The sequence below is a fragment of the Marinomonas ushuaiensis DSM 15871 genome (assembly GCF_000521805.1).
GTDB lineage: Bacteria > Pseudomonadota > Gammaproteobacteria > Pseudomonadales > Marinomonadaceae > Marinomonas > Marinomonas ushuaiensis.
Window position 1 is genome coordinate 175,447 of the sequence record NZ_JAMB01000002.1, and the last position, 12,453, is coordinate 187,899.

Consider the following 12,453-nt stretch of genomic DNA (forward strand, 5'->3'; position numbering starts at 1 on the left):
AAGCTAAATAACTTGAGCCCTTTTATCACTAGATTTACAAGATTTTTTTAGAAAATAGAAGAAAATTCATCTACGTTAGACGCATCATAGATAAACGGTTTTGCCATAGCGCCGTCACCGTCTTTATCTAGCTGAAGTGTGCCCATACGACCCATTGGAACCTCAGTTTTCGTACCTTTTCCTTTAACAAGATTGTACGCCAACATAGTTGCAGAGTAACCAAGGTCTATCGGATTCCAAATTGCAAAGCTGTGAATAGCACCGCTGTGTACATGGCCAGCTAATTCAGAAGGCAAACCCAAGCCAGTCACATAAACTTTCCCTGTTAAACCAAGGTCACTCACCGCTTGTGCCGCCGCTAAAATACCGACTGTAGTTGGCGCTACGATAACATCCAAATCTGGATGATTTTTAATTAATGCCATAGCCTCACGGAAGCTCTTATCAGCTAAGTCATCACCGTAAACGGTATCAACCAGTTTCAAATTTGAAAATTTACTAAGGGATTTTTTCATTTCACCAATCCAAATATTTTGGTTGGTCGAGGTTGGTGTGGCGCTTAAAATCGCAAAAGTACCGGATTTTTTGCCTTTAGCTTTAATCGCATCAGCAGCAAGCTGAACGTTCATCTCACCAATTAAGCTATTACTAGACGGGTTTAAATGGATTTGACGACCTGCTTTACCTACGCCGGAATCCCAAGAAATAACTTTAATACCACGCTGCTGCGCTTTTTTCAAAGATGGTACAAGTGCGTCTGCATCATTAGCAGATACAGCAATCGCATCGACACGCTGAGCGATTAGGGAATTGATTATTTCAATCTGACCTTCCGCTGTGGTTGATGTCGGCCCTGTATAAATAATTTCTACATCACCCAACTCTTTCCTAGCCTCTTCTGCACCACGATATGCCGCTTCAAAAAAACCAATACCTAACGCTTTAACCAGTAAAGCAACTCTAACTTCATCCGCTGCGTAAGCACCAGAAGCAAATAAAGTCGTAGAAGCCAACACACATGCTGTGATGAATTTATTCTTCATAATTATCTCCAAGAGCGCGCTCATCATCACACAACAAAGAGTTGTCATATCAGAGACGCGGTTTATTGTTTTTGTTTTTCTACAATGATTAAACGACACCCTGCCGACTCAATCACTTCTTTACTCTTGTTATCTATTCCGTCATCAGTGATGACAATATCTATCTGTGATAAAGGACAGATGATCATACTTTATCGGTTTTGAAACTTTGTACTATCAACCAAAAGCACCCGCTGATCGGCTCGATTTATTAATTTCATTACCGCTTGTACAATCTGTGGATCTGTCTCCATCACACCATGAGAACTCACACCATAAGCACCAATAAAAAGAATATCAGCATAAGTATGATTGGATATATCATTCGGAAACGGACTCAAAATAATATTCTGCTCCCGATGAATTTTCCCACTCGGTACTGTTACACTGCATTTACTCTTTTTAATCAATTGATCCGCAATAGAGAAGGAGTTAGTTAATACTTGTAGCTTTAAACTACGCATATATTCCGACATAGCCGATGTTGTTGTGCCGCCGCTGATCATAATCGACATATTGTCTAATAATAGATCCACCGCCGCTTTCGCAATATTCCGCTTCACGTCCGTATTAATCGTTTGATTAACCGAATAAGGTCGTCCCAACAAACTCACGTCTGACGGAGGATTGATCGCTTCTGCGCCCCCTCTTACTCGACGAAGTTTCTCCTGCTTATCTAAAAAGCTAATATCTCGTCGTACTGTTGCTTCTGAAGCACCTAACACATCTGCTAGATGCGCTACAGTAGCAATAGGGCGAGCATCCACTTCCGATAAGATCACTCTATGCCGTTCAATTTCGTGCATATGATTCATCCTCGATAATCAATATAAGTACTTTTCAATCATTATCAAGCACTATCGATCAAAATATACCAAAAAAGATAAATAATGCTTGAATATGATTGATTTTGTTTTAACATGAAATCTATCGATCATTCTAACCCGCTGATTGCGCATAACAAAAATAAAATTGAAGTCTTTAATTCTCGGCTTACGCTTTGTTAAAGACGGACCTTGAGGTTAAACAATGTCTAAGAACAACTCACTACCCAATCTTTGGAACGACACAGAAGCGTCGCGTCTAAGTGCTCCAGAATTATTACAATACCGATCAAACCTACTAGGTTCTGATATGCGTGTTACCAATTACGGTGGTGGGAACACCTCTGCAAAACTCGAAATGGACGACCCTCTTACAGGCAAAAAAACATCCGTTCTGTGGGTAAAAGGTTCCGGTGGCGATATTGGTTCAATGGGGCTAGATGGTTTTTCGACTCTTTACATGGATAAGCTTAATCAACTCCCTGATTTATATCGTGGCTTAGAACACGAAGATGAAATGGTCGCTTACCTTCCTCACTGTACGTTCAATTTAAACTCTCGCGCAGCCAGTATTGATACGCCATTACACTCCTACCTTCCTTACATGCATGTTGATCACTTACACCCTGATGCTGTTATTGCCATTGCTGCTAGTAAAAATAGTCAGCAACTTACTCAAGATATCTTCGGTGGCGATATAGGCTGGTTAGCTTGGCGTCGACCAGGCTTTCAACTTGGTATGGATCTACATAAAATCGCCACTGAAAACCCACATTTAAAAGGTGTCATATTAGAAAGTCATGGTTTGTTTACCTGGGCTAATGACAACAAAGAATGCTATTTGAATTCGATAAACATCATCAATAAAGCTCAAACATGGTTAGAAGAAAAGAGTAAAAACAAAGCTATTTTCGGTGGCGAACGTTTTAACTCATTACCTGGAGACAAACGCCAATCAGTAGCTTCTCGCCTTATGCCTTTAGTACGAGGTAAATCCAGCGAAAAACAACGCCAAATTGGCCATTTCAATCAATCTAATGAAGTATTGCAGTTCGTTAACTCGAATGATCTTGATCGTCTTGCCAAACTCGGCACGTCTTGCCCAGACCATTTCTTACGCACTAAAATTCGTCCGTTTGTGGTTGCTTATAACCCTGAAAAAGATAATCTAGATGAAGTTATTACTTCTTTAGACAAAGACATCGCTGATTATCGCGAAGACTATGCTGGTTATTATAACCGCTGTAAGCGCCATAACAGCCCCGCGTTGAGAGACCCTAACCCTGTTATTTATTTGATTCCTGGTGTTGGTATGTTGTCATTTGCCAAAGATAAAGCAACAGCACGTATCGCTGGCGAATTCTACGTAAACGCCATCAATGTAATGCGTGGTGCAGACAGCGTCAGCGAATACGTTGGGTTGCCAGAACAAGAAGCGTTCGACATTGAATACTGGCTTCTAGAGGAAGCTAAACTGCAACGTATGCCAAAACCTAAGTCCTTAGCCGGTCATATCGCTTTGGTCACTGGTGCAGCGGGCGGTATTGGACTTGCCACCGCAAAGCGTCTTGCGAAAGAAGGCGCAAACATTGTACTGATGGATATAGATGAAGAAGCTTTGGCGACTGCTCAAACAAATCTAACGAATGAGTTTGGTAAAGATGCTGTGTCCAGCATTAAAATGGATGTCACCAATGAAGACGATGTTATTCGTGCCGTTAACCATTGCTCAGTAGCTTTTGGTGGTTTGGATATTGTCGTCTCTAATGCTGGTATTGCTTCTTCCGCCCCACTTGAAGAGACCACTCTTGCTTTGTGGAATAAGAACCAAAGCATTTTATCAACTGGCTACTTCCTTGTTGCGCGCGAAGCGTTCGCCTTGCTCAAACAGCAAAACATGGGTGGCAACATGGTATTTATCGCCAGTAAAAATGGTCTCGTAGCATCAGCTAATGCTAGCGCTTATTGCGTTGCCAAAGCCGCTGAAATTCAGCTTGCTCGATGTGTGGCATTAGAAGGAGCGCCGCTTGGAATTCGTTCTAACGTAGTCAACCCAGATGCCGTTCTTCGCGGTTCTAAAATCTGGACAGGTAAATGGAAAGAAGAAAGAGCCAGTGCCTACAAACTTTCAACTGATGATTTGGAAGAACATTATCGTCAACGTAGCATGCTGAAATTAAATGTTTTTCCTGAAGATATCGCTGAAGCAATTTACTTCTTTGCTTCAGATGCGTCATCTAAATCAACAGGCAACATTTTAAATGTTGATGCTGGACATGCTCCATCATTTACCCGTTAATGAGATGATAAAGATCATATACAAAAATAATAAAGGATTCGGTCATGACACAATTAATTGATCAAAATTTTCTGCAAGAACACAATACAAAACAAGAATCAGCACTGACTAGTGATTACAATGCCCTAGCCGAGAAACTTGATCGTTCCGGTTTTAACATTGACTCTATTTTAGCGCAGGCGAAACAATTTGCAGTAGCTGTCCCTTCTTGGGGTGTTGGTACAGGCGGGACTCGCTTTGCTCGTTTTCCGGGAAAAGGCGAACCTCGCAACATTTTCGAGAAACTCGATGATTGCTCTGTGATTCAGCAATTATCCCAAGCAACACCTACCGTGTCACTTCACATTCCTTGGGACAAACCAAAAGATCCAAACGAGTTACGTCAATATGCAGAACAATACGATCTTCGTTTTGATGCAATGAACTCAAATACCTTTCAAGACCAAATAGGTCAGGAAGAATCGTATAAATTTGGTAGCCTTGCTCACAGCTCAAAAGCAGCACGTGATCAAGCTATTGCTCACAATATTGAAGTTGTAGAACTGGGTGAAAAACTTGGATCTAAAGCACTTACGGTTTGGGTTGGTGATGGTTCAAATTTCCCCGGCCAACAACATTTTAAAAACAGCTTTACCCATTACTTAGAAAGCATCAAAGAGATATACAACAGTCTACCAGACGACTGGAATATGCTGCTAGAACACAAAATCTTTGAACCAGCCTTCTATTCTACTGTGATTCAAGATTGGGGCAGCAGCTACCTTGCAGCAAAAGAAACGGGCGAGCGTTGTTTATCCCTTGTGGATTTAGGACACCATGCACCGAACGTCAATATTGAGATGATAGTCAGTCGTCTTGCGCAATTTGGCAAACTCGGTGGATTCCATTTCAACGATAGTAAATACGGTGATGACGATCTCGACAGCGGCTCTATTAATCCTTATCAATTATTCTTAATCTTTAATGAATTAACGGATATTCGTAGCCAAGATACGACGTACAACCCATTCTACATGTTGGATCAATCCCATAATGTTACCGATCCAATTGAGAGTTTGATGTACAGCGCAGCAGAAGTACAAAGGGCCTTCGTAAAGAGTTTATTAGTGGATCGTGAAGCCTTGACAAATCATCAAAATACAAACGATGCAATGATGGCTCAAGCGACGTTAAAACAGGCTTATAACTTAGATATAGAACCTATTTTGCAAATGGCTCGTTTACAAGAAGGTGGCGCAATTTCACCAGTCGCTTGTTACCGTGCCAGTCAATATCGTCAAACATGTGACAAAAACAGACCAGCCGATCCTAACAAGACTGGCTCAGGTATTGTTTAACGCTATAATTTTCAACTATTTTTGAGATTTATAGCACTTGACTCTTTCATGAAGGAATTAGCCTTATAATAGGCTAATTCCTTCTTTTTGATAAAAAGGTAATAAACTAAAAGTGCAAAGTTAACCTCGCACTTTGAAAAGTTATTTATCAAAAATGATTGTCTAAATTGTATCAAACCATAGCATTGCTGTTGCAAGGTCTTCAATGGATGAGCCAACCGCTTTAAAGACTGAAATATCATTTTCAGGATCGTTGAATTGCTGGCGCCCTGCATGATGACCACGACTCAAACTAAAAAAGTCGCCGATGATATGATCTTCTGTTATTGCGCCACTTTTGATTGGCGAAATAAAATCACCCGTTTCCGTTAATGCCGCTTCTTTGAAGTCAGAAAATACTTGGGCTTTTTGCATTAATGCATCATCGGCTTCACGCATATTAGGAGTGAAACTGCCAATCAAATCCACATGAGTACCCGGTGTCACCCATTCGCCAAGCACCAAAGGCTCTTCGCTCAACGTCGCACAACTGACAATATCAGCCCAAGCTACAGTGCTAGGCAAATCATCTTTACTCACAACGCTGGCTTTAATGTTCATTTCTGTTTGGATTTTCTCAACTAAACGAGCCGCTGACGCTTCATAAATATCATAGACTTTGATTTCTTCTATATCTCGTACCGCAGACATTGCTTCCACGACTTGACTTGCTACTTTACCAGCGCCAATCATTAATAAGCTTTTAGAATCTGGTCGAGATAAATACCTTGCTCCTAACGCTGCGGCTGACGCTGTTCGTCTTGCTGTAATGATGTTTCCATCAAATTGCGCAAGAGGCTGGCCAGTTTTGGCGCAACTAAGAATGTAAATGCTATTTAAGCCGGGTAAACCAACTTCACTGTTACTAGGGAAAACACTCACTTGCTTTACCCCCAAATACTGGCCTTCTAACCAAGCAGGCATTAAAAGCAATGTGGCATCTTTTTTACCCGGCACACTCAAATGATGGTGATGTCTAATTGGGCAATGAATATCTAATTTAAAAGCATCATCAAGTGCTGATATGACTTTTCCGTAAGGTAGGCAACCTTCTTTGTATTGTACGAAAATATTTTTCACTTTAATTTCCTAGAATTGTTTTTCACTCGTCAATTTTTCTTTAAGACATTCTTAGCTCTCAATAACAATCGACACGCTTGGTATAGATAAGGGAATCAGCTACCGATAGGCTTCAAGTTATTACGATCCTCACCAACCTTCCCTCAGTCCCTACAAAGTAAACAAAAATAGAAAAGTTTCTTACACTTTTTTTGCAAAAACCGTGTTTCTCACAAAAAGATCAAGCTTTTCGACAAGTTGATTCACTAGAACTCCCCTACAATCGATATGGTTCGAGTTGAGAAGAAGATTCATTTGTGATGATGACAACACACTCGATGTAATTAGAAGCCTAGATTTAATGTCGTTAGCGAGTGCAAAACCCTAACCTAGGTTCCTGAAAGTATTAGGGCAATATCGACAGAAACAGACTCATTAAGATTTTACAGCCACAATTAAATGTTAAAGATATTAATCATCATGGCTTAAATAATGCAGACTTGAATTAACAAAACACGCTATAGAAAGACAAGAAGAATTCGGCACATAAGCCAATGTATTAAAACAATAATATGCTCAAGGACGATATCAATTATTAGCACGGACTTTTCTCTAACTTCAGTGATCCACTGAAATAACAAGAAACAAAGGAACGAACATGAACTCACTTAAAAAAATATTATCCACTACTCTAATAGCTACTGCAGTTATCACTGCTAGTGCAAATATCACTGCAGCTGAACAAGAATGGCGTATGGCAACGCCATGGTCAGGCGGCCCTTGGCTAGAGCGTGATGCCCAAAACTTTGCTGATCACGTTAAAACAATGAGCAACGGTGATTTTGATATCAAAGTATTTCCAGGTGGAACCCTAGGCAGTGCGTTAAAAGTTACTGAAACGGTCAAATCTGGCGTAGCGCAAATAAGCCACAACTATATCAACTACGACTATGGCGTAGACCCTACTGCAGCATTGCTTGCTGGACACTCAAGCGGATTAACTCCAGAAGAGTTTATGCTGTGGATATACCAAGGCGGTGGTCTTGAACTATACGAACAATTCCGTCTAGAAAAATCCAAAGTTGTTGCCCTACCGTGTTCTGTTTTAGGCACTGAAATTTTCCTTCACTCAAGCAAAAAAGTACAAACCTTTGAAGACTTCCAAGGCTTACGTCTTAGAACATCAGGCGCATGGGCTGAAATCGCTTCTCGTCTAGGTGCATCAACGGTTGTTATGGCTGGCAGTGAAATCTACAGTGCTCTTGAGCGTGGCGTAATTGACGCAGCAGAATGGGGTAGCCCTGAAATGAACAAGCCAACTGGTTTCCATGAAGTAGCCAAGTACGTAATGGTTCCTGGTGTACATCAATCTGGTGGTGTTCTTGAATGTCAGGTGAATAAGCGTGTATGGGATAAATTAACCGACCAAGAACAAAATATGTTGCGTACTGCTGCTAAACTGTCTGTGTTCGATTCATGGCTTGCCTCTTCCTATGCCGATCTAGCGGCTTATGAAGAATTAAAAAGTGGTAAAAACGAAATCGTTAATTTAGATCCGAGCTTTATCACGAAAGTTCTTGAAGAAACGACAGCATGGGAAGATGAAAACGCAACGAAAAATCCTTGGTTTTCAAAAGTACTGACTTCTCAACGTCAATTCAAAGCAGAAATGACAAACTGGTCAGAATACCGCCTAACAATTGGTGAATCTGAACTTTAATAAATGAGAAAAGAGGCGAGAAAATCGCCTCTTTTTCTTCCGTTTTCCTCCTATTCAGATCTGTCTTATCAGGAACACAATGATTCTTATTAAATTATTAGAAATGCCAACACGTTTCTTCGGTGGCATTGCCGCACTATTGATAATACCGCTTATCGGGGCATTGATTGTCGAAGTATTTAGCCGTCATATTTTAGGTACGCCAACCGTTTGGGCATTTGAAATCAGCTATATGGTTATGGGAACACTTTTCGTGCTTGGAATGGCAAATGCTTTGCGCCTTAAGCAGCATGTGAGCGTAGATTTGCTCACTATGAAAATGTCGCCTAGAGTAGCCTCAAGCATCCGAGTCGTTTTTTACATCATGTTATTACCAATCATTATTTGGCTAACGTGGGAGCTGGCTCATTATTTTTATGAAGCCTATGAAAGTGGTGAACGCTCTGGACGCTCCGCATGGAACCCTATTGTTTGGCCTATTTACTTTACTTGGTTCTTAGGTTTTCTATTGCTCGTGATGCAACTTGTTGCTGAGCTCCTTAAAGCCATCCTTACGATGATCAGTGGAAAAGAGGATGACTTTGCATGAGTGATTTCCTGTCTATTTTTATGTTTCCTGTACTCATCCTATTTATTTTCCTAGGAGTGCAGATTGCCTTTGCCATGATACTGACAGCCACGATCTTTGGCTTAATGATGTTCGGTGACGTAACGGCGTATCAACTGTTAACAAAAATTGAAGAAACGGCCTCTAATTCCATATTAGCGGCGGTTCCCCTGTTTATCTTTATGGGGGCTATGTTGGAGAAATCTGGTATAGCAGAACGACTCTTCCATGCCATTCACCTATGGACAAAGCGCCTTCCAGGCGGAATCGGTGTCGGTACTATTTTGCTTGGCGCGATATTCGCAGCATCAAGTGGTGTTGTTGGCGCAACCGAAGCCGTTATTGGCTTGCTTACTATTCCTATCATGCTCAAACACCAGTATGACAAACGCTTACTGTCAGGTGTTATTTGCGCAAGTGGCTCACTGGGTACGGCGATTCCGCCTTCTATTACCGTTATTGTATTAGGACCCGTTGCAGGGATATCGGTTGGCCAACTATTTAATGGCTTGCTTATCCCAGGTCTATTAATGGCTGCTTTGTTTATTATTTATGTGATTGCTTTGGCGTATTTTAAACCAAGCATGGCACCACGCGAGGAAGGTGAAGTCGGCGTACCGCTGGCTGAAAGATTAAAAATTACAGCGACGGCTATTTTACCAGCGGCGGCTCTGATCTTTACCGTATTAGGTACCATTTTATTAGGTCTGGCGACACCAACAGAAGCTTCTGCTTGCGGTGCCTTAGGCGCGGTTATTTTGTCTATCTGCTACAAAAGCTGCAAATTGACAGTATTGTGGGAATCCATGTTACGTACCGTCAACATCACTGCAATGATTTTGTTGATCGTGATGGCGGGTAATATGTTCGCGGGAATATTCTTTGCGACTGGTGGCATGCAAACAGTTCAATCATTACTTACTGGGTCTGGTTTCAGTCCGCATACAGTACTTGGTTTGATCTTGTTTATCGCTTTCATCGCAGGCTTCTTATTAGATATGATGTCGGTTGTGTTGATCATTATTCCAGTTGCCATTCCTATTGTGCGCTTACTGGGTTTTGATGACATTTGGTTCTGTGTGGCGTTCTTGGTTGTCTTGCAAACCAGTTACCTAACACCACCATTGGCACCGTCAATCTTTTATTTAAGAGCAATTTCACCACCAAGTATCACCTTAAAACATATGTACGCCGGTGTAATACCTTTCATCGCCATACAATTACTTGTTTTGTTTGTCATACTTATTTACCCAGAAACAGCGACCTGGCTACCAGAAGTACTGGGCGCTCCAAACTGGTAATTTATTGAGCGAAGCAAAATCCCTCGTACCTTCCCAAGACATAACCCAGTAGAATCCTTTCTCTGGGTTATGCAGTGAAGACAAGAAATGGTCTCAAAAGAGGTTAATTCCAATCCAGTAAGTGGTAAATTTTATTGACTTACCTAAAGAAAATGTAACACTGTTATTATATTGACGAAATATTAGGTATGAAATGCATATTCGAAACATTATTTTGCCGAACGCATGCGATCAACATAATCACAATCACCATCAACTCATTCTCGCTGTAAAAGGGCATGCATTATTTGAAATTGACGGAAAAGGAGGTGTCGTAAATAGTCACACTGGATGTCTAGCTCCAGCCAGCGAAACTCATTTTTTTGAAGGTATTGGTGACAATAGCCACATCATTATCGACATTCCGAACATACAATTAAACAGCCGCTTAGAAAACCTATTTGAACAACCTCGTTACTTCTCTATTGATGACAACCTAAAGCTGCTTATTTCTTATTTAGATAAAGAATCCAACAATTTCGACTTTTTCCCTGAAGCTCTAGACGGCTGCACACTTGGTTTTATGGCTTCATTGCACCATCGAATTCTTGGAGACAAACCTGAGAACAAGATCCGTTCAAAACTTAATATTAACTCAATCACACGTTTTATTGATGAGAACCTTGATCAAAAACTGTCCGTAACACAACTAGCAGAAATGCATCATGTCAGCTCTGGTCATTTCAGTGAACTTTTCACCAACGAAACCGCTATCACCCCTTATCAATTTATTTTGAAAAAACGCTTAGAAAAAGCTTATGACTTAATTATCACAACCAATAAACCACTCTCTATTATTGCTGAAGAAACAGGATTTAGTAACCAAAGTGCGATGACACACTCATTCCAGCGCAATTATGGCCACTCTCCTAAACACCTTCGAAAATATTAGAATATTCACTTCTATAATGATCATAAAACAGCTCTTTCTCTCCTTCTTTCCAAAGTAACGACCACCCCCTATTAGAATTTATGTAATTTTATGACATAATCACGCCATCAGATAAACAAATGCACTAACACTCAAGTGCTGAAAAAAATAATGCAGCCTTTCTTTTAGCGCTAAGCCACCAGAAACATCTAATTTCGATTATAAAAGACTAAATTAATGACAGACGAAAAAGTCATAGAAAACAGTTCAAAGCCTTTAAACACAAGCAACACACTTGATCGACGCTTTTCTATCGCACCCATGATGGAATGGACTACATCCGATTATAGAGTCTTTGCGAGAACATTAACCAAGCAAACCCTGCTTTACACTGAGATGGTAACGTCCAGTGCCTTGTTACTCGGCAATCACCCAGAACGTTTTTTACGCTACGATGAATGTGAGCACCCTCTTGCTTTGCAGCTTGGTGGTTCTGATGCAAAAGATTTAGGTAAGTGTGCGAAGATGGCGGAACAAAATGATTTCGATGAAGTTAATCTAAACGTCGGCTGCCCAAGTGATCGCGTTCAAAACAGTTTGATTGGTGCCTGCTTGATGGCGCACCCTGAAAAAGTCAAAGATGCGATGAAAGCCATGCAGGATTCATGTGCTCTTCCTGTCACCATTAAGCATCGCATTGGTTTGGACGATGAAGAATCTTATGACTTTGTCCGCGATTTTGTTGGCGAAATAGCAACCACTGGTGTAACAACTTTTATCGTTCATGCGCGTAATGCGATTTTACAAGGCCTAAGTCCGAAGGAAAACCGTGAGGTGCCTCCGCTTAAATACCATTATGTGCATCAATTAAAACAAGACTTTCCTGACCTTGAAATCATTATTAATGGTGGCATTAAAACCATAGCAGAGAGTCAAGAGCAGTTAACCAAAGTAGACGGTGTCATGATGGGCCGCGAGGCGTATCACAACCCTTGGTTATTGAGTCAAGTAGACGAACAAATATTTGGGGGGCAAACCCTTGTTACCGATCGCTATGCGGCGTTGGAAGCGTTCGTTCCTTATGTGGAACGTAAATTAGAGGAAGGTGAGCGACTTATGCATCTAACTCGACATATTTTGGGTATTTTCCAAGGAGAAGCCGGCGGAAAACAGTTTCGTCGTTACCTTTCTGAAAATGGTCATAAAGCCGACGCAAAAATACATGTATTATTAGAGGCCATTGATTTGGTCAAACATCATCAACACAAAGGATAA

General features: G+C 41.0%; 10 protein-coding genes. 7 read left to right on the plus strand and 3 right to left on the minus strand.

Going from position 1 to position 12,453, the window contains the following annotated elements; genetic code table 11:
• Window positions 1–47: 47 nt before the first annotated feature.
• Both rhaS and MUS1_RS04290 read right to left on the minus strand, forming a co-directional pair.
• Window positions 48–1,043 carry a rhamnose ABC transporter substrate-binding protein gene (gene rhaS, locus MUS1_RS04285; RefSeq protein ID WP_036159525.1) on the minus strand — a complete coding sequence of 332 codons (996 nt, stop codon included), beginning with the start codon at window positions 1,041–1,043 and terminating at the stop codon, window positions 48–50.
• 191 nt (window positions 1,044–1,234) lie between these two features.
• Window positions 1,235–1,888, minus strand: a complete 654-nt coding sequence (locus MUS1_RS04290; RefSeq protein WP_245595741.1) for a DeoR/GlpR family DNA-binding transcription regulator — start codon at window positions 1,886–1,888, stop codon at window positions 1,235–1,237.
• Window positions 1,889–2,111: 223 nt separating this feature from the next.
• Between MUS1_RS04290 and MUS1_RS04295 the strand changes: the two genes are divergently transcribed.
• Together MUS1_RS04295 and rhaI are read left to right on the plus strand one after the other, a co-directional pair.
• Window positions 2,112–4,205 (plus strand): bifunctional rhamnulose-1-phosphate aldolase/short-chain dehydrogenase, encoded by a 2,094-nt coding sequence (locus MUS1_RS04295; RefSeq protein ID WP_036159528.1) that lies wholly within the window; start codon window positions 2,112–2,114, stop codon window positions 4,203–4,205.
• Window positions 4,206–4,249: 44 nt separating this feature from the next.
• Window positions 4,250–5,542 carry an L-rhamnose catabolism isomerase gene (gene rhaI / locus MUS1_RS04300; protein ID WP_036159530.1) on the plus strand — a complete coding sequence of 431 codons (1,293 nt, stop codon included), beginning with the start codon at window positions 4,250–4,252 and terminating at the stop codon, window positions 5,540–5,542.
• 162 nt (window positions 5,543–5,704) lie between these two features.
• On the opposite strand, the gene lhpI is transcribed toward rhaI, so the two are convergent.
• Window positions 5,705–6,661, minus strand: a complete 957-nt coding sequence (lhpI, locus tag MUS1_RS04305; RefSeq protein WP_156924860.1) for a bifunctional Delta(1)-pyrroline-2-carboxylate/Delta(1)-piperideine-2-carboxylate reductase — start codon at window positions 6,659–6,661, stop codon at window positions 5,705–5,707.
• Between the two features lie 637 nt (window positions 6,662–7,298).
• On the opposite strand from lhpI, the gene dctP reads away from it, so the two are divergent.
• From dctP to dusA, 5 genes are all read left to right on the plus strand, one after another.
• Window positions 7,299–8,360 (plus strand): TRAP transporter substrate-binding protein DctP, encoded by a 1,062-nt coding sequence (gene dctP, locus MUS1_RS04310; RefSeq protein WP_036159533.1) that lies wholly within the window; start codon window positions 7,299–7,301, stop codon window positions 8,358–8,360.
• Window positions 8,361–8,439: 79 nt separating this feature from the next.
• Window positions 8,440–8,949, plus strand: coding sequence for a TRAP transporter small permease subunit (locus tag MUS1_RS04315; RefSeq protein ID WP_036159534.1), 510 nt, complete (start codon window positions 8,440–8,442; stop codon window positions 8,947–8,949).
• Window positions 8,946–10,268 carry a TRAP transporter large permease gene (locus MUS1_RS04320; protein ID WP_036159536.1) on the plus strand — a complete coding sequence of 441 codons (1,323 nt, stop codon included), beginning with the start codon at window positions 8,946–8,948 and terminating at the stop codon, window positions 10,266–10,268. Before MUS1_RS04315 ends, MUS1_RS04320 begins: the two co-directional genes overlap by 4 nt.
• Before the next feature lie 193 nt (window positions 10,269–10,461).
• Window positions 10,462–11,199 (plus strand): AraC family transcriptional regulator, encoded by a 738-nt coding sequence (locus tag MUS1_RS04325; RefSeq protein WP_051436099.1) that lies wholly within the window; start codon window positions 10,462–10,464, stop codon window positions 11,197–11,199.
• 216 nt (window positions 11,200–11,415) lie between these two features.
• Window positions 11,416–12,453: a tRNA dihydrouridine(20/20a) synthase DusA gene (gene dusA / locus MUS1_RS04330; RefSeq protein ID WP_036159538.1), complete on the plus strand. Its 1,038-nt coding sequence runs from the start codon at window positions 11,416–11,418 to the stop codon at window positions 12,451–12,453.